The organism is Haliea sp. E17, from assembly GCF_048323675.1.
Classification (GTDB): Bacteria; Pseudomonadota; Gammaproteobacteria; order Pseudomonadales; family Halieaceae; genus Mangrovimicrobium.
Window position 1 is genome coordinate 173,500 of sequence record NZ_JBLWFK010000008.1, and the last position, 17,454, is coordinate 190,953.

Annotated in this window: 18 protein-coding genes; 8 read left to right on the plus strand and 10 right to left on the minus strand. The window is 63.0% G+C overall.

The window, feature by feature from the left end:
- Positions 1 to 19: 19 nt before the first annotated feature.
- The 9 genes from tolQ to ACNKU3_RS19420 all read right to left on the minus strand — a co-directional run bounded on the left by tolQ (position 20) and on the right by ACNKU3_RS19420 (position 7,428).
- Complete coding sequence (gene tolQ / locus ACNKU3_RS19380; protein ID WP_418261218.1) at positions 20 to 730, minus strand: protein TolQ; 711 nt, start codon at positions 728 to 730, stop codon at positions 20 to 22.
- A 42-nt stretch (positions 731 to 772) separates the two neighbouring features.
- The gene (ybgC, locus tag ACNKU3_RS19385) at positions 773 to 1,177 is read right to left on the minus strand and encodes a tol-pal system-associated acyl-CoA thioesterase (RefSeq protein WP_418261220.1); all 405 of its coding nucleotides are present in this window, start codon (positions 1,175 to 1,177) and stop codon (positions 773 to 775) included.
- Entirely contained in the window at positions 1,177 to 2,235 is a 1,059-nt protein-coding gene (gene ruvB, locus ACNKU3_RS19390; RefSeq protein WP_418261221.1) for a Holliday junction branch migration DNA helicase RuvB, read from the minus strand. The genes ybgC and ruvB overlap by 1 nt, the downstream gene beginning before the upstream one ends.
- Positions 2,235 to 2,849, minus strand: a complete 615-nt coding sequence (gene ruvA / locus ACNKU3_RS19395; RefSeq protein WP_418261223.1) for a Holliday junction branch migration protein RuvA — start codon at positions 2,847 to 2,849, stop codon at positions 2,235 to 2,237. The genes ruvB and ruvA overlap by 1 nt, the downstream gene beginning before the upstream one ends.
- A gap of 25 nt (positions 2,850 to 2,874) precedes the next feature.
- Entirely contained in the window at positions 2,875 to 3,393 is a 519-nt protein-coding gene (gene ruvC, locus ACNKU3_RS19400; RefSeq protein ID WP_418261224.1) for a crossover junction endodeoxyribonuclease RuvC, read from the minus strand.
- A gap of 450 nt (positions 3,394 to 3,843) precedes the next feature.
- On the minus strand, positions 3,844 to 4,587 hold the full coding sequence (locus tag ACNKU3_RS19405; RefSeq protein WP_418261225.1) for a YebC/PmpR family DNA-binding transcriptional regulator: 744 nt from the start codon (positions 4,585 to 4,587) through the stop codon (positions 3,844 to 3,846).
- Positions 4,588 to 4,634: 47 nt separating this feature from the next.
- A complete protein-coding gene (aspS, locus tag ACNKU3_RS19410; RefSeq protein WP_418261226.1) occupies positions 4,635 to 6,419 on the minus strand; it encodes an aspartate--tRNA ligase in 1,785 nt (594 codons plus the stop codon).
- Positions 6,420 to 6,456: 37 nt separating this feature from the next.
- Positions 6,457 to 6,768: an FmdB family zinc ribbon protein gene (locus ACNKU3_RS19415; protein WP_418261227.1), complete on the minus strand. Its 312-nt coding sequence runs from the start codon at positions 6,766 to 6,768 to the stop codon at positions 6,457 to 6,459.
- A gap of 192 nt (positions 6,769 to 6,960) precedes the next feature.
- Complete coding sequence (locus tag ACNKU3_RS19420; RefSeq protein WP_418261228.1) at positions 6,961 to 7,428, minus strand: HU family DNA-binding protein; 468 nt, start codon at positions 7,426 to 7,428, stop codon at positions 6,961 to 6,963.
- Between the two features lie 288 nt (positions 7,429 to 7,716).
- Between ACNKU3_RS19420 and ACNKU3_RS19425 the strand changes: the two genes are divergently transcribed.
- The 6 genes from ACNKU3_RS19425 (at position 7,717) to ACNKU3_RS19450 (ending at position 13,715) form a co-directional block, all read left to right on the plus strand.
- Positions 7,717 to 9,426 (plus strand): proline--tRNA ligase, encoded by a 1,710-nt coding sequence (locus ACNKU3_RS19425; protein ID WP_418261229.1) that lies wholly within the window; start codon positions 7,717 to 7,719, stop codon positions 9,424 to 9,426.
- Positions 9,427 to 9,434: 8 nt separating this feature from the next.
- On the plus strand, positions 9,435 to 10,019 hold the full coding sequence (locus ACNKU3_RS19430) for a lytic transglycosylase domain-containing protein (protein ID WP_418261239.1): 585 nt from the start codon (positions 9,435 to 9,437) through the stop codon (positions 10,017 to 10,019).
- Between the two features lie 133 nt (positions 10,020 to 10,152).
- On the plus strand, positions 10,153 to 10,998 hold the full coding sequence (locus ACNKU3_RS19435; protein ID WP_418261230.1) for a helix-turn-helix transcriptional regulator: 846 nt from the start codon (positions 10,153 to 10,155) through the stop codon (positions 10,996 to 10,998).
- An 88-nt stretch (positions 10,999 to 11,086) separates the two neighbouring features.
- Entirely contained in the window at positions 11,087 to 12,430 is a 1,344-nt protein-coding gene (locus ACNKU3_RS19440) for a glutamine synthetase family protein (protein ID WP_418261231.1), read from the plus strand.
- A gap of 82 nt (positions 12,431 to 12,512) precedes the next feature.
- Positions 12,513 to 13,349, plus strand: a complete 837-nt coding sequence (locus tag ACNKU3_RS19445) for an endonuclease/exonuclease/phosphatase family protein (protein ID WP_418261232.1) — start codon at positions 12,513 to 12,515, stop codon at positions 13,347 to 13,349.
- A 12-nt stretch (positions 13,350 to 13,361) separates the two neighbouring features.
- On the plus strand, positions 13,362 to 13,715 hold the full coding sequence (locus tag ACNKU3_RS19450; RefSeq protein ID WP_418261233.1) for a DUF5329 family protein: 354 nt from the start codon (positions 13,362 to 13,364) through the stop codon (positions 13,713 to 13,715).
- On the opposite strand, the gene ACNKU3_RS19455 is transcribed toward ACNKU3_RS19450, so the two are convergent.
- On the minus strand, positions 13,712 to 15,106 hold the full coding sequence (locus tag ACNKU3_RS19455; RefSeq protein ID WP_418261234.1) for an MATE family efflux transporter: 1,395 nt from the start codon (positions 15,104 to 15,106) through the stop codon (positions 13,712 to 13,714). The genes ACNKU3_RS19450 and ACNKU3_RS19455 overlap by 4 nt on opposite strands.
- A 131-nt stretch (positions 15,107 to 15,237) precedes the next feature.
- Between ACNKU3_RS19455 and ACNKU3_RS19460 the strand changes: the two genes are divergently transcribed.
- On the plus strand, positions 15,238 to 16,455 hold the full coding sequence (locus ACNKU3_RS19460) for an acyl-CoA desaturase (RefSeq protein ID WP_418261235.1): 1,218 nt from the start codon (positions 15,238 to 15,240) through the stop codon (positions 16,453 to 16,455).
- 205 nt (positions 16,456 to 16,660) lie between these two features.
- Complete coding sequence (locus tag ACNKU3_RS19465; protein WP_418261236.1) at positions 16,661 to 17,143, plus strand: glutathione peroxidase; 483 nt, start codon at positions 16,661 to 16,663, stop codon at positions 17,141 to 17,143.
- Positions 17,144 to 17,454 lie beyond the last annotated feature (311 nt).

A 17,454-nucleotide genomic window follows, 5' to 3' on the forward strand; every position in this document is an offset into this window, starting at 1 on the left:
GGGTTCGATTCACGTCAGCTTACCCGGCCTTGCGTTCCTTGCGCCGCAGCGCGTAGGCCTGGCGGTAAAGGATGCTGGAGAATTCGTCCGCGAAGGTGTCGTAGCGGTTGCTGAACACCTCGACCTTGGCGGCAAAGCGGTTGTAGGCCAGCACCGCGGGGATCGCAGCAAACAGGCCCATGGCGGTAGCGACCAACGCCTCGGAGATACCCGGGGCCACGGTGGCGAGGGTCGCCTGGGTGGCGTTGGCCAACCCGCGGAAGGAGTGCATGATGCCCCAGACGGTACCGAACAGGCCGATATAGGGGCTGGTGGAACCCACCGAGGCGAGGAAGGCCAGGTGCCGCTCGAGGCGCTCTTCCTCGCGCAGCATCGCCACCCGCATGGCGCGTCGGGAACCCTCGACGACTGCCTCGGAATCCATTTCCGACTGCTGGGTGAGGCGCGAGAACTCCTTGAACCCGGCGCGGAAGATACTTTCCATGCCGAGCACCGGGTGACCCTCTGCGGCGCGCTCACTGCCCTCGCGGTAGAGCTGCGAGAGGTCGATGCCCGACCAGAAACGCTCCTCGAAATCGTAGGCTTCATCGCGTGCGTTGCGCAGGTAAATGAAGCGCTGCACGATCATGTACCAGGACAGCACCGAGGCTGCCAGCAAGATGCCCATCACCAGCTGCACGGTAAAACTGGCATTCCACACCAGCTCCAGCAGGCTTAACTGCTCTTCCAAAATCCAATCCCCTCTGTGCTCGGCACGGCGTCGCCGTACCGGTTAGGTGTTATCCAGGCAGTGCCTGATTTCCTCTGGTATGCGCCGCGGGCGCATGCTGTTGCGATCGACGCAAGCGATACTCACGATCCCTTCGGCCATGGTATCCGCCCCGCGCCGCACCGCCTGTTGCAGGGTCATCGACGCCCCGCGCAACTCCTGCACTCTGGCGGTCGCCTGGAGTTCGTCGTCCAGCCGGGCCGGGGCGCGGTAACTCACTGCCACATCCCGCACCACGAACATCAGTTCGCGGTTGAAGATGAAATCCTTGCCGAAGCCCAGGGAGCGCAAAAACTCGGTGCGCGCCCGTTCCATGTACTTCAGGTAATTGACGTAGTAGACAATACCACCGGCATCCGTGTCTTCAATGTAGACGCGAATCGGCAGTGAAAATTCCGCATTCGCCATCAGTCGTCGCCACTATCCCCGAGATCAAGTGGAATATTGCCGGAGACAGCAGCGCCCGGCTGGGGCAGTCCGAAATGCAGGTAGGCATTGCGGGTCACCATGCGCCCGCGCGGGGTGCGCACCATGTAGCCCTGCTGGATGAGGTAGGGTTCGAGTACGTCCTCGATGGTGCCGCGCTCCTCGGATATGGCCGCGGCGAGGCTGTCCACCCCCACCGGACCGCCGTCGAATTTCTCGATCATCGCCAGCAGCAGGCGGCGGTCCTGGTGGTCGAAGCCCTGCTGGTCGACGCTGAGCATGTCCAGGGCACGGTCCGCCACCGTGTCGGTGATGTGGCCATCGGCCTTCACCTCGGCGTAGTCGCGCACCCGGCGCAGCAGGCGATTGGCGATGCGCGGGGTGCCGCGGGAGCGCCGCGCCACCTCGCCGGCGCCCTTGGCGTCGATACCGATGCCGAGAATATTGGCGGAGCGCTGCACGATGTGGGCGAGGTCATCCACCGCGTAGAACTCCAGCCGCTGCACAATGCCGAAGCGATCGCGCAGGGGCGAGGTCAGCAGTCCCGCGCGGGTGGTCGCGCCCACCAGGGTGAAGGGCGGCAGTTCCAGCTTGATCGAACGCGCCGCGGGGCCCTCGCCGATCATGATATCGAGCTGGTAGTCCTCCATCGCCGGGTACAGTACTTCCTCGACATAGGGGCTCAGGCGATGGATCTCGTCGATAAACAGCACATCCCCGGGCTCCAGGTTGGTGAGCAGGGCGGCGATGTCGCCGGCCTTCTCCAGTACCGGGCCGGAGGTGGTCTTCAGGGAAACCCCCATCTCGTTGGCGATGATACTGGCCAGGGTGGTCTTGCCGAGCCCCGGCGGGCCGAATATCAGGGTGTGGTCCAGTGGCTCGCCGCGCCCCTTCGCCGCCGCGAGGAAAATGTCCATCTGTTCGCGCACCACCGGCTGGCCGACGTACTCGGCGAGGGATTTCGGGCGGATCGCCCGGTCCATGGCGTCCTCCCCCGGACTGCTGGCCTGGGGTGCGATGAGGCGGTCGGTCTCGATCATCAGGCGCTCACCACAGAGCGGAGTGCGCGGCGAATCAGCTCTTCACTGTCGGCGACACTGTCGTCATTGACCGCGGCGACCATCTTCGCTGCCTCGGTGGGCTTGTAACCCAGGGCTACCAGCGCACCTTCCGCGTCGGCAATGATCGCGCCGGGGCGCGGCATGGAACCCGCTTCGCAGGGTGCGGAAATTTCGCCGGGCGCCGACTGCCAGTCGCGCAGCTTGTCGCGCATCTCCATGACCAGCCGCTCGGCAGTCTTGCGCCCCACACCGGGCAGGGCGACCAGGGTGGAAACCTCCTCGCGCTGCACACAGCGGACGAAGGCATCACTTTCCAGGCCGGAGAGAATCGTCAGTGCCAGCTTGGGACCGACGTTGCTCACCTTGATCAGCAGGCGGAACAGTTCGCGATCGCTGGGTTCGATGAAGCCGTACAGGGTGTGGGCGTCCTCGCGGACTGCGTGGTGGGTGACCAGGGTGATATCCGCACCCGGCTCCGGCAGCTGGAACAGGGTTGTCAGGGGCACCTGCACTTCATAGCCGACACCGCCGACATCCACGAGGATTTCCGGCGGCCGCTTGTGTACCAGTTTGCCGCTGATTCTGCCTATCATTCCTGCCCGCCCGAAATTCGTTCGTTTATCGCAGCCGGCGCCGGCGAACCGCCGTCGCCCCGGCCATGTTTATCATACTCTGCTGGGTGTGCGCATGGCACAGCGCCGCCGCCAGGGCATCCGCCGCGTCTTCCTGGGGAACCCCTGGCAGGCCCAGCAGGACCCTGACCATATGTTGCACCTGCGCCTTGTCCGCAGCTCCGGTACCGACCACGGACTGCTTGATCTGCCGTGCGGAGTACTCGGAAACCGGCATGCCCCGGGTGGCGCAGGTGACGATGGCCGCGCCCCGCGCCTGGCCCAGTTTGAGCGCCGAACCGGCGCTCTTGGCCATGAATACCTGCTCGATCGCCAGGCACTGGGGACAGTGCAGTTCGATCAGCTCGACCAGGGAATCGTGGATGATGCGCAGGCGCTCGGCGAGTTCGCCGTCCGGCAAGCGGATGACGCCGCTGGTGACATAGCGGCTGCGGCCACCCTGGAATTCGATGACGCCGAAGCCGGTTTTGCGGGAACCGGGATCGATTCCCAGTATGAGCGACATGACCTGGACCGCGCTGTGAGAGCCTGCCTTATTATGTACAAATTTACAGGTCGGGTCAGCTGGGTTGCGGTGAAAGGTGGCTACTTCCTTCTATATAGCTGCCCTGCCAACCCAATGAGGCAGTATGGGGTAGTGGGTAGCCGCCGGGCTGGCTCACCGTACCCCGCGCCCCGAAAACTGCAAAAGCAGCGTCCTGCCAGTCCGACCCTTCAGCTCAACAGACAGAAACGGTGTGGGGGTAGCCGCCGGGCTGGCTCACCGCACCCCGCGCCCCGAAAACCGCAAAAGCGGCGTCCTGCCAGCTTGGCCTCGGCCCTCCATGGCCTCGGACATTTTCGTGGCGCGGGGTGCGGCGATCCATCCCTCCTGCGTGCCACATTCCAACCTCTCGGAAAGCCGGAAAGCACGCTCCCGGAACTGGAGAGTTATGGCAAGGAATTGGCGGCCCGGTCAGAGACCGGCGAGTACTTCGTCGGGGATGTCGACGTTGGTGTAGACGTTCTGCACGTCGTCGAGGTCTTCCAGGGCATCCACCAGCGCCATCAGTTTTTCGGCGCCCTCGGCGTCGACCGGCACGGTGGTGGAGGCCTGCATGGTGACTTCGCCACCCTCGGGGACCAGGCCGGCCTCTTCGAGGGCTTGCTTGACGGCGGAAATGTCCTCCCAGGGGGTGGTGACGTCGACAGAACCGTCGCTGTTGGCCTGGATGTCCTCGGCGCCGGCTTCCAGGGCGACTTCCATGACCTGTTCTTCGTCCACGCCGGGGGCGAAGGAGATCTGGCCGACCCTGTTGAACAGGTAGGCGACCGAGCCGTCGGTGCCGAGGTTGCCGCCGCGCTTGCTGAAGGCGTGGCGCACTTCGGCGACGGTGCGGTTGCGGTTGTCGGTCATGGCCTCGATCAGCACTGCGATACCGCCGGCGGCGTAACCTTCGTAGGTCAGCTCCTCCATGTTGTCGGTATCGTTGTTGCCGGCGCCGCGGGCGATCGCGCGATCAATGGTATCGCGGGTCATGTTGGCGCCGAGGGCCTTGTCGACCGCCGCGCGCAGGCGCGGGTTATCTTCGGGCAGGGGGCCGCCGTGCTTCGCCGCGATCACCAGTTCGCGGATCAGCTTGGTGAAGATCTTGCCGCGCTTGGCATCCTGTGCCGCCTTGCGGTGCTTGATGTTCGCCCATTTACTGTGGCCAGCCATACCTGCCTCTAGCTACTCTTTTGTTGGTTGCCTGAACCCGCCCCGGCTCAGCCCTGCTCGCCCTTGTTCTCGGCCTGCTGGCGCAGGCGGATGTTCAGTTCGCGCAGTTGCTGGGCGCTGACGTTGCCCGGCGCGTCGGTCATCAGGCACGCTGCCGTCTGGGTTTTGGGGAAGGCAATCACGTCGCGGATAGACGGGGAGCCGGTCATCAGCATGATCAGGCGGTCGAGGCCGAAGGCCAGTCCGCCGTGGGGCGGCGCACCGTATTGCAGGGCCTGCAGCAGGAAGCCGAACTTCTCGCTGGCTTCCTCGTCGCTGATCTCCAGCGCGCGGAATACCGCTTCCTGCATGTCGCGCTGGTGGATACGCACACTGCCGCCGCCCAGTTCGGTGCCGTTCAACACCATGTCGTAGGCCCGGGACAGCGCTGTACCGGGGCTGGCTTGCATCTCCTCGGCGCTGCAGGAGGGGGCGGTGAAGGGGTGGTGCAGCGGCGTCCAGGAGCCGTCGCTGTCCTCTTCGAACATGGGGAAGTCGACCACCCACAGGGGCGCCCAGCCTTCCCTGACCAGCCCCTGGTCCTCCGCCACTTTCAGGCGCAGGGCGCCGAGGGCGTCGTTGACCACCCGGGTCTTGTCGGCGCCGAAGAAGATGATGTCGCCGTCGGCGGCGCCCAGGCGCTGCATCATCTCCAGCACGACGGCGTCGGGCATGAACTTGAGGATCGGCGACTGCAGGCCTTCCACGCCGGCAGCCAGGTCGTTGACCTTGACCCAGGCGAGGCCCTTGGCGCCAAACACGGCAACATAGGAGGTGTAGTCGTCGATCTCCTTGCGGCTGATGCTGGCACCACCGGGCACCCGCAGCGCGGCGACACGCCCCGCCGGGTCGTCCGCCGGGCCGCGGAAGACCTTGAAGTCGACCTGCTGCATGAGGTCGTCGACACTGACCAGTTCCATGTCGATACGCAGGTCCGGCTTGTCGGAGCCGAAACGCTCCATGGCCTCGGCGTAGGGCATGGAGGGGAATTCCGGCAGATCCACATCCAGTGCGGACTTGAACAGCCCGCGCACCATACGCTCGGCGATATCCATGATGCCGGCCTCGTCCATGAACGAGGTCTCGATATCGATCTGGGTAAATTCCGGCTGGCGGTCCGCGCGCAGGTCCTCGTCGCGGAAGCACTTGGCGATCTGGTAGTAGCGGTCGAAGCCGGCCACCATCAGCAGCTGCTTGAACAGCTGGGGAGACTGCGGCAGGGCGAAAAACTGCCCGGGATGGGTCCGGCTTGGCACCAGGTAGTCCCGCGCGCCTTCCGGCGTGGCGCGGGTCAGGATCGGGGTCTCGATATCCAGGAAACCCTCGGCGTCGAGGAAATTGCGCACCGCCGTGGTGATTTTCGAGCGCAGCGCCAGGCGCTCCTGCATCTCGTGGCGGCGCAGGTCCATATAGCGGTAGCGCAGGCGCACTTCCTCACCCACGGCGGTGTGCTCGTCCAGCTGGAAGGGCGGCGTGGCCGCGGCGTTGAGGATTTCCAACTCCTTGCCCAGCACTTCGATCTGGCCGGTTGCCATTGCCGGGTTGACGGTACCTTCGCCGCGGGCGCGCACCCGGCCGGTGATCTTCAGCACATACTCGCTGCGCACCCGGTCGGCGCGCTGGAAGTGCTCTTCGGTGTCGGGATCAAACACCACCTGGACGACGCCCTGCCGGTCGCGCATGTCAAGAAAGATGACACCGCCGTGGTCGCGGCGGCGGTCGACCCAACCACACAGGGTGACGGTCTCATCGATATTGCTGGTAGACAGGGCGCCACAATAATGACTGCGCATAACTCGGTTTCCGTATATTGGGCCTGTTGAGGCCGTGTCAGGCGGTTTTCTCGCTGCCGCCGGTAGTACTTTTCTCGCTGGACTTGCCCGCCGCGGCCTTGGAGCCTCCGTCGGAGCTGTCGCCTCCCGATTTGGCCGACTCCCCGTGCAGGTTCTTTTTCTTGCCACCGGACTTGAAGTCAGTCTCGTACCAGCCGCCGCCCTTGAGGCGGAACGCGGCCGCAGAAACCAGCTTTTTCAGCAGGGGCTGCTTGCACTGCGGACACTCGACAAGCGGCTCTTCACTGATCTTCTGGATGACTTCCAGCTGATGCCCGCAGCCCTGGCATTGGTACTCGTAAATCGGCATTGTCTAAACACCAATAAATCAACAGGTTGGAGAAAATTTGAGGCGCGGATTTTAACCCAAGCCCGGTGAGAGTCCAAGCTCGGCGGGGAGCCACAATGCAGGGGGTAGAAAACCCCTCACCTTGCGGCGATTGCGGGAAGGGGGCCGGCAACCCCCGGGCACAGGCCGGAGGCAGCCGGCGGAACTACGCCATCAGGAAGCGGCGTATTCCTTCAGTTTCTTCAGCGGGCGAATTTTCACTGCAATGCTGGCAGGCTTCGCCTTGAAGGTGGTCTCTGCACCAGTGAAGGGGTTGATACCCTTGCGCGCCTTGCGGGCGGGCTTCTTCACGGTGGTGATTTTCATAACGCCGGGAATGGTGAACTCACCAATCGCGCGCTTCTTGATGCTGCGTTCGATGAGCATGTTCAGCTCGTCGAGAACGGCGTTCACCTGCTTCTTGCTGAGCTCGGTGCTCTCAGAGAGGCTGGTGACGATCTGGCTCTTGGTCATTTTTTCAGAGATTGCGGTAACCTTTTTAGCCGGCGCTTTCGCAGGTGCTTTCGCAGGCGCTTTCTTGGCTACTGCTTTCTTGGCTGGAGCCTTCTTGGCCGGGGCTTTTTTCGCTGCCGCCTTAGTCTTGGCCGGAGCCTTCTTCGCTGCTGCTTTTTTAATCGCCATTGTTTTTCGACCTTCCCTAATAGTGATAATGGATCAAGTGTGTGCCTCGGCGTTCCGCATCCCCTACTGCACTGGCGGCAACACAAGCCACGACAAACATATAAAGCATGAAACCCTACAATACAAGCGTTTTCAGCGCCCGAGGCGCAAATAACCCTGTTTTTTCAGGGCCCGGGCCGAAGCACTTGTGCAAAAGCACCAAAACAGCGCGATTGAAGCGCCATTTACCGCGTCCGGCAACGCCACTAAAATAGACACCCACACCCCACTCCCGAGCATTTTTGCCCCATGCGCAGCAGTCAATTTCTTATCGCTACCCAGAAGGAAACCCCGTCCGACGCGGAGGTTATCAGCCACCAGTTAATGCTGCGGGCGGGCCTGATCCGCAAGCTCGCCTCCGGACTGTATACCTGGCTCCCGCTGGGCCTGCGGGTCCTGCGCAAGGTGGAGAACATCGTGCGCGAGGAAATGGACGCCTCCGGCGCGCAGGAAGTCTGCATGCCGGTGGTTCAGCCGGCGGAACTCTGGGAAGAATCCGGACGCTGGCAGCAGTACGGCCCGGAACTGCTGCGCATTAAAGACCGTCACGAGCGCGACTTCTGCCTCGGCCCCACCCACGAGGAAGTGATTACCGACTTCGTACGCAATGAAATCAAAAGCTACAAGCAACTGCCCCTGAACCTGTACCAGATCCAGACCAAATTCCGCGACGAAATCCGCCCGCGTTTCGGCATCATGCGCTCGCGCGAATTCCTGATGAAGGACGCCTACTCCTTCCACACCGACCACGCTTCCCTGGTCGAGACCTATGCGGTCATGCACCGCACCTACAGCAGTATCTTCACCCGCCTGGGCCTCGATTTCCGCCCGGTTATCGCCGACACCGGAAGCATTGGCGGCAGCGCCTCCCACGAATTCCATGTACTGGCCAGCTCGGGAGAGGACGACATCGCCTTTTCCGACAGCAGCGATTACGCCGCTAACGTGGAGATGGCGGAAGCCCTGCCGTGCGGCGAGCGCCTCGCCGCTACCCAGGCGATGGCCGAAGTAGCCACGCCCGGGGTAAAAACCATTGAAGACGTTGCCAGCTTCCTGTCGCTGGACCCGGTGCAGACGGTAAAAACCCTGGTCGTAAAGGGCGAGGAAGATGGCAGCCTGGTCGCACTGGTACTGCGCGGCGACCACCAGCTGAACGACATCAAGGCGGAAAAGCTCGACGATGTCGCCAACCCCCTGTGCATGGCGGATGAGGCCGAAGTGCGTAAAATTTGCGGCGCCGGATTCGGCTCGCTGGGTCCTGTGGGGCTGCCAATTGCGACCATCGTCGACCGCAGCGCGGCAGTGCTGGCGGATTTCTGCTGCGGCGCCAACCGCGACGATTTCCATCTGACCGGTGTGAACTGGGAGCGCGATTGTGCGCTGGTCCGGATCGAGGACATCCGCGATGTCGTCGAGGGCGACCCCAGCCCGGACGGCAAGGGCAGCCTGATGATTCGCCGCGGAATCGAAGTGGGCCACATCTTCCAGCTGGGCACCAAGTACAGCGAGGCAATGCAGGCGAAAGTGCTGGATGAGAACGGCAAGAACATCACCGTCACCATGGGCTGTTACGGGATCGGCGTCAGCCGGGTAGTTGCTGCGGCCATCGAACAGAACCACGACGGGCAGGGCATCATCTGGCCGGAAGCCATGGCGCCCTTCCAGCTGGCCATCGTGCCGCTGAACATGCAGAAGTCGGAAGCCGTGGCCAGCTGCGCCGAGGATTTCTACGCAAAACTGCGTGCCGCCGGCATCGATGTGCTGCTGGACGACCGCAACGAGCGCCCCGGTGTCAAATTTGCCGACATGGAACTGATCGGCATTCCCCACCGCATCGTGATTGGCGATCGCGCCCTGGGCGAGGGCAATATCGAATACAAGGGTCGCAGGGATGCCGAGTCCAAGCTGATTCCGATCGATGATTGCCTCGAATTCCTGCTCGAGACACTGCGCAACTGAGCCGCGTGCTGCGACTTCTCGCATTCGCCCTGCTGGGGCTCGCTGCGTGGCACGCCGCAGCGCAACCGGAAGATAAACAGGAGCGCGCAGAGCTGCGCGCTTTCCTCGAGAATACCATTACCGGCGCCAACAGTTTCGAGGATCGTTACGACGCCGAAGTCTGGCTGGTCGACATGTCCGGGCGACTGGAAAACTTTGTCGCGGACCCGCGCAAACGCCTGCGCCTGTTAAAGCAGGTTCACGCGGCGGCCGGGCGCGCCGACCTGCCCCCGGAACTGGTGCTGTCGGTGATCGAGGTCGAAAGCCATTTTGACCGCTTTGCCATCTCGCGGGTCGGCGCGCAGGGCATGATGCAGGTCATGCCTTTCTGGAAGGATGAAATTGGCCGCCCGGAGGACAATCTCACCCTGAACGAGACCAACTTCGAATACGGCTGCCGCATCCTGCAGTTCTACCTGCAGAAGGAGGACGGCAACCTGCACCGCGCCCTGGCTCGCTATAACGGCTCGGTGGGCAGTCGCAATTACTCGGACCGGGTCTACCGGGCCTGGCGCACACGCTGGCGCACCGACCCGATGAGCTGGGCGGACTGATCGCAACCGACCGAAAACAGCAGGACAACTGGCCTCCGCTGCATGTTCCGGAGCAAAAACTGCATTCCGCCGTTTGACATCCCGCCTCCCCCTGCCCAATATGCCCCATCAGGGGGTGGGGCAAATCACAAGAATGAACGAAATCGCTGAACTCAGTCGCTGGAACCGGGATATCTCCCGCACCATTGCCTCCCTGGGTGAGGAATCTTTCTTCCCCACCCTGTTTGAAACCATCAGTACCCAGGTGCAAATCGACTACCCGCAGGTCTGGCTGTACCACCGGGACCTGCCCCCCCGCATTCTTTACCACCATATCCCGTCCAACGCCGTTTCCTCCCAGGTAGACCAGTACCTCGATGGCCCCTATCGCGAAGACCCGTTCTACCAGACCTCGATGCGCGGCCCCAAGGCGAAGATCTATCGCCTGTCGCGAGTAGCCCTCGGCGACCTGGAAAAGACGACCTATTACCGCGACTACTACCACACCACCGGCACCGTGGACGAAGCGGTGTACATTTCCCGGCTGGGCGGCGGCAATGTCATCAACCTGTGCATGATGCGCCTGCCAGAGAAAGGCCCGTTCACCGATGCGGAATACGAACGGCTGTACCTGCTGGCGGACCCGGTATCGGAACTGCTGAAGGCCCACAGCCAGCATCACCATTTCGCCGTCGAGCACCTGATCCAGCCCGGCATCAACCACCAGATCGACCTCGCCTTCAAGACCTTCGGCGCCTCCCTGTTGTCGCCGCGGGAAAAGGACGTACTCGAACTGATGCTGCGCGGCTACAGTACCGACACCTCCGCCGGGAAACTGGACATCGCCGTGGAGACGGTGCGCCGCCACCGCAAGAACATCTACCGCAAACTCGACGTCAGCTCCCAGACCGACCTGTTCTCGCTTTTCATCAACGCACTGTCCTGCCTCGGCGAGGCGGCGGGGGATGACCCCCTCAAGGTGTACATGGCCCCACGCTGAGGCTGATACAGGCGTGCCCCATCGGGGGCATTGCGCTCTCCAACGATCACACTGATAGTGATTGCTGACTTCCAGACGGAATACCGGCGTGTCGATCGAAGCCGATTGGTTCCTGCGGGCCCACCCAGAAATCACCACCATCGAAGCCCTGCTCCCCGATTGCAACGGTGTCCTGCGGGGCAAGTGGATTCCGCGGGAAAAACTCCAGAAAGTCTTCAGCGGCGAAATGAAACTGCCACGCACCGCCATGAGCCTGGATATCTGGGGCCGTGATATCGAGGAACTGGCCTTCGCCACCGGTGACGACGACGGCATCTGCCTCCCCATCGAGGGCACACTCATTTCCTCTCCCTGGTCGCCGGGCGGCACCCACGGCCAGCTCCTGATGTCGATGTACATGCCCGACGGCACGCCCTTCGCCGGCGACCCCAGCCACGTACTGACGGATGTAGTGGACCGCTTCCACGAACAGGGCTGGCGACCGGTCATCGCCGCAGAGCTTGAATTCTGCCTGGTCTCGGTGGAGGACAGGCTGCCGCGCCACACCTGCCCGGTACCCGATAACGACACCCCGGTCGGCGGCGACAGCTATTCCCTCGAGGCCCTGAGCCGCCACCGGGAAATTCTCGACGAGATTCGCCACAGCTGCGAGGTGCAGGAACTGCCCTACGACGGGCTGGTGAAGGAATCCGCGCCCTCCCAGTATGAAATCAACATGCAGCACATCGATGACCCGCTGAAGGCGGCGCGCCAGGTGCTGATGATGAAACGGCTGATCAAGGGCATTGCCGCCAAACACGGCCTGGTTGCCAGTTTCATGGCCAAGCCATTTACCGGCGAATCCGGCAATGGCATGCACGTCCACTGCAGTGTCCTGGACAAGCAGGGCGCGAACATCTTCGATGACGGCACGGAAAAGGGCACACCGCTGCTGCAGCAGGCCATTGGTGGCTGCCTGACCTACATGGCCGACGCGGTAGCGGTGTTTGCGCCCAATTACAATTCCTACCGGCGCTTCCAGAAGGGCTGCCACGCGCCCACCTACCCCTGTTGGGGCTATGAGAACCGTACAGTTGCGGTCAGGGTTCCCGCCGGCCACCACCAGGCCCGGCGCCTGGAGCACCGGGTGGCAGGCGCCGACGCCAACCCCTACCTGCTGTTTGCGGTCATCCTCTCGGGCATCCTCGAGGGTATCAACGAAAACCTGTCACCGGGGGACCCCGTCGAGGGGGACGGCTACAGCCAGCAGGACGACAGCCTGCCGCTCTACATGCCCGAGGCGGTACGCCGCTTCAGGGACTCGGATTTCATCCGCAATTCCCTGGGTGCGGAGTTCCAGAACATCTACAGCCTGAGCAAGATCCAGGAGATCGAGGAATTCCGCAAGCACGTGACCGCCTTCGAGTACCACGCCTTCCTGGAGCGCCTCTGACCGCGACCAGTCGCGCCACCGGCAGCTCCCGACGGCGCAATTTGCCATGTACTGACGGCCCCGCTGGCGACACAATGCAATCATGAACCTTCCGCTACGCCACTTCCGCGCACTGCGGCTGCTCCCCGTACTGGGACTGGCCTGCCTGCTCGGCCCCGTCGATACCGACGCCAACCCCGTCGGTCCCGCCGGACATTGCGCGAGCCACCTCGATACCCTGCCCGTTGCGAGGGGCCAGATACTGCCGGATACCCTGAAGATCCTCAGCTGGAACATCCACAAGGCCTACGACGCCGGCTGGCTGGAGGACCTGCAGCGGCTCGGCGCCGATGCCAACCTTTCGTTCATCCAGGAGGCCACCCTGCGGGCCCGGCTAGGTGAGCTGTGGCCGGGCGGCCCGATCTACCAGTCCTTCGCGCAGGGCTATGCGACGCGGGATGAGATTACCGGGGTGATGACCCTGAGCTCGCACGCGCCCACCATGCAGTGCAATTTCACCCGCATGGAGCCCTGGCTGGGCACCCCGAAAGCGGCCACGGTGACCGAACACGCCATTGCCGGTCACCCGCAACGGCTGCTGGCCATCAACGTGCACGCCGTCAACTTTACCCTCGGCCTCAGCGACCTGCAGGCCCAGCTGCAACCGCTGACCACCCTGTTGCAGTCCCACGCGGGGCCGGTGATCCTCGCGGGGGACTTCAACACCTGGAGCAGCGCCCGGGCGCACTATGTGGACCAGGCCCTGAGAGCCCTGGGGCTGGAGCCGCTACAGTTCGAGCCCGACCTGCGCTCAACCGCCTTCGGCATGCCGCTCGACCATATCTATGTTCGCGGCCTGGCCGTGGAGTCGACCGAGGTCGTCCCGGTGAGCAGTTCCGACCACAACCCCCTGCGCGCGAGTCTGCGGCTGGTCATATAGGAGGGCGTAGCGATGATGCGATACCTGATACCGGGACTACTCGCCCTGAGCCTGGCGGCCCTGGCCCAGGGCGCCGGGACCAGCGCACGGGAGATCGATTACCTGATTGCCTTTGTCGGTGGCAGCGGCTGTACCTTCCACCGCAATGGTTCGGACTACCCCGCCAGCGAGGCCGCCGACCACCTGCAACTCAAGTACCGCCGCGGCGCCAGATACGCCGATACGGCGGAACATTTCATCGACCGGCTGGCGAGCGAGAGTTCGTGGTCGGGCAAACCCTACACAGTGACCTGCGCGGGCAAGACCGAAAGCTCCCGCGCGTGGTTGCACCGGGCACTGGACAGTTACCGCCAAACCGGCAGCTAGACCGGCGGCTGCCGCTCCACCGCGCCCGCCTCCGCGCGCCCCGTCACCGCCAGCGGCACATGCTCGCGATCGAGCCGCGCGACCAGCCCGAACGCCGCGTACAGCGCCACCGAACCGAACACCAGCGAACCCACCGCTTCCCCCGCCATGACGCCCCGGGCGCCGAACCACTGGGCGCCAAAATACACCGCGGGCAGCGTACCCAGCAGGGCCCGGCCAAAATTGAAGGCGGTTGCCCAGTGCGGGTGGTGGAGGTTGTTGAAACTGGCGTTGGCGACAAACAGCGCGCCGTTGAAGGCGAAAGCGCCCACCAGGAAGTGGCAGTAAAACAGGATCAGCTCGGCGGCCTCGCCGGTGGCCGAAAAGGCGGACACGATAAAGTCGGCGGCAAGCCACAGGACCAGCCAGATGAACAGGGTGTAGCCCGCGTTGAACCAGGCCGCATTGCGCAGCGTCGAGCGCACCCTCCCATACTGCACGGCCCCCGCGTTCTGCCCGATGATCGGCCCCACCGCACTGGAGAGCGCGAAAATCGCGCAAAAGGCCACCGGGGTAATCCGCCCCATGATGGCGGCGCCGGCCACCGCGCTGTCTCCGAAGCGGGACATGATCCGCAGCACGAATCCCCCGCCAATCGGGGTCGCCAGGTTGGTCAGGATTGCCGGGGTGGCGATATGCAGTATCGGTGTCAGGTCGGCGACAAACTCGCGCCAGGTGATCCGCCGCGGCAGGCGATGTACATGGAACAGGGCATACCAGGCGACGGCCAACACGACCAGGCGGGACACCGCGGATGCCCAGGCCGCCCCTTCCAGGCCCCAGTTGAAGCCGAAGATAAACAGCGGGTCGAGTACCGCGTTGACGATGGAACCGATCACCGTGGCCCACATCGAGCGGCGCGCGTCGCCGATCGCCCGAACCCCGGCGGCCGCACTCATCCCCAGTACCAGAAAGGGCATATTCGGCAGCAGGATATGGGCATAGGCCAGCGCATATTCCAGGGTGAGCCCGGAGGCGCCGAGCAGCTGCAGCAACTGGAGCAGGTAGAACCAGCCGACAGCGCTGATGACCAACGAGGTGGAAAAGCTGAATATCAGGCCGCTGCTGCAGAAACGCCGCGCCAGGTCACGCTGGTGGGAACCCTCAGCGCGCGCCACCAGCGCCCCGAGGGCAATCTGCAGACCGATACTGACGGACACCAGGAAGAAAATGATGGTGCCGGCATAGCCCACCGCCGCCGCGAGCTCCTGGTGCCCGAGCAGGGAGAGAAAATACATGTCGACCATGTCCACCCCGAACATGGTCAGCAGCCCCATCGCGCTGGCCGCGGTCATATTCAGGACATGGCGCATGGTGGAGCCGTGGGTAAATACCGCCTGGGGCTGCGTCATCTCGCGTTCAAATCGATTTTACAGGCCGGGCATGATACTGCAGTTCGCTGCAGATTGCCGGTTCCACGGCGGATTTCACCACTGTGCACAAGTGCCGGAATCAGGCGACTTTGAGCCCTGAAACCGCTAACATGAGCCCTCCCAACGAGAGAGAAACGCCGGCTGTTACCATGAAAGCGCGCGAGCCTTTACCCCCCCTCAACCCCCTTAATGTCACGATCTTTGTCGGCCTGCCCATCGCGGCCCTGCTACTGGTGCCCGCCTGGGGGATCTACCACGGCTACAGTGCCACACAGTGGCTGTGGGCCATCGCCTTCCTCTACCTGAACGGGATGTCCATCACCGGCGGCTATCACCGCCTGTGGTCGCACAAGGCCTATGAAGCCCACCCGGTCCTCAAGTGGTTCTATGCCCTGTGGGGCGCCGGCGCGCTACAGAACAGTATCCTTATCTGGTCCTCCGACCACCGCCGCCACCACCGCCATGTCGACGACAACGACAAGGACCCCTACTCCGCCGGCCGCGGCCTGTGGTTCAGTCACATGGGCTGGATGCTGCGCAACTACAACTCCAATGACCCCGATTTTCGCAATGCCCGCGACCTGCAGGATGACCCCGTGGTCATGTTCCAGCACAATCACTATGTGCCGCTGACGGTTGTCATGAATATCGGCCTGCCGCTGCTGCTTGGCGTGTTCCTGGGTGACATCATCGGCACCCTGCTACTGGTCGGCCTGCTGCGCCTGGTGGTCAATCACCACTTCACCTTTTTTATCAATTCACTCGCCCACTTCTGGGGCCGTCGCCCGTATACCGAGGCGAACAGCGCCCGCGATAACGACTTCCTGGCCTTCCTGACCTACGGCGAGGGTTACCACAATTTCCACCACCTGTTTCAGCGCGATTACCGCAACGGTATCCGCTGGTGGCAGTGGGACCCGACCAAGTGGATGATCAACGCCTGTTCCCGTATCGGCCTGGCCAGCGACCTGCAGCGGGTGCCCAACTTCCGCATCCAGCGTGCGATTCTCGATACCCAGTTCAGCAAGGCCCGCAGCCAGCTGGAAATTTCCCGCGGCGCTGAAGTCCTGCGTGCCCTGCTCGAGCGCGAACACCAGTTGTTTACCGAAACAGTCAACGCCTGGAGCAACCTGCACTCACAGTGGTATGAAAGCAAGAAGAGCGCTATCGGCGATGCACTCGGCGAGCACAAGCAAAAACTGCAGGACAGCTGGGAGAAGACCGCCCTGCGGACCAGGCTCAAGGAGATCGAAAACTCCCTCGGCATGCAGCGCAAGCGGCTCGAACTGCTGATGGCGCAAATGCGCCTCCAGGCCCAGGCAGCCTGATCTATCCCCGGGCACCTTTCCGGTACCCTGAATTACCCGGCCGGAAATGATCCGGCCTGCCGATCCCCTCGCGCATCCAGCTCAATCACACCCCTGCATACCCGGCACCGGGACAGGCCAGGAATGTTTTTGTACTCCCGCCAAACCGTCCGGTAAGCTACTGCGTACCAAGAACCGAGTATTCAACAGTTGGGGAAGCACCCAGATGCCAACGTCCGTATACGACTTCAAGTGCCTGACGCCCAGCGGAGAGCAACGCCCCCTCGCTGATTTCCGCGGCAAAGTACTGCTGATCGTCAATACCGCTTCCAAGTGCGGCTTCACTCCACAATTTGCCGGCCTCGAACAACTCTATGAAAAATACCGGGAGCGCGGCCTGGCCATCCTCGGCTTTCCCTGCAACCAGTTTGGCAAGCAGGACCCGGGCAGCAATGACGAGATCCAGGAATTCTGCCAGCTGAACTACGGCGTCAGCTTTCCCATGTTCGCCAAGATCGAGGTCAACGGCAGCGGCACAGACCCGCTGTTTTCCCACCTGAAACAACAGGCGCCGGGGCTTGGCACCAACAACATCAAGTGGAACTTCACCAAATTCCTGGTCGACAGCGATGGCAAGGTAGTGAAGCGCTACGCCCCCATTACCAAGCCCGAGAGCATAGAGAAAGACATCGAGAATCTGCTGGGCTAGCGGGGGCGGAGCTACGCGAAGTAGCCGCAACGAAGTACCGGGGTCAGAGTCGAAGACTCTGACCCCACATACCTCAAAGTTTGACCCCGCCACCGCTTACCCTTTTCATCAGGCATAAAAAAACCCGGCGTATAGCCGGGTTTTTCATTCAGACCTGATCGGAGCTTTGTCGGAGTCGGGGGCGACTCCGATCGCTAACTGATCGAGAGGCAGCTCCGATCGGGGTCAGAGTCATGACTCTGACCCCATTCATCAATTACTCGATGATTTTAGCGACGACGCCAGCACCAACGGTACGGCCACCTTCGCGG